The 527-nt window shown below is 47.4% G+C and carries 1 protein-coding gene; it reads left to right on the forward strand.

Annotation, left to right across the window (positions count from 1 at the left end):
• Window positions 1-188 (forward strand): hypothetical protein (locus tag BWI97_RS28860; protein WP_233208106.1); only part of this gene is annotated, 188 nt, incomplete at its 5' end.
• Between the last annotated feature and the right edge of the window lie 339 nt (window positions 189-527).

The following is a 527-nucleotide window of genomic DNA, read 5'->3' on the forward strand; positions in this document are numbered from 1 at the left end:
ACTCGATTAGCTTAATAACAACCGTCAATCGGCCAGGAAATCTGGGGCAGACGGTAGCAGAAAATTTTCATGGCTTAGAAAAGACCAGTAGCGGTTATAAATGGTCAGCTGCGTATCGAACGGATGAAGACTACCGGGGCAAAATTCAGAACGATACGCTTTATCAAAAAAAAGCCTTCAATCCTTAGGGTGGCTAGCGTTGCCCAACAACTATCAGATCAAAGATGCTACTTCCCCACAGCTAGAAGGTATTACGATTATAGCCACTAAACGTTAGGCCAGTAACTAATCGTTACTAGAAGACATCAAAAGGTTCGTCGCCAGGTTTCAAGGTTACGTTCGAAACCCAGTACTTGCAAGCTTTTTCCCCTTAAGCWKYYMGTKTAGTKCGGRSAWACGKGYWTSAGTCCGTAGCCTGGTCACGGAATTATTTCTGCTTGAACCGTTTGTCGTAGGTCCCGAAATCTATCCAATGCTCGGCCTGGGCATCGCCTAGCCCCCGCGAGCATCGGGACCGATCTGGTGTG

Origin of the sequence: Siphonobacter sp. BAB-5405, from assembly GCF_002872335.1 — a bacterium.
Classification (GTDB): Bacteria; Bacteroidota; Bacteroidia; order Cytophagales; family Spirosomataceae; genus Siphonobacter.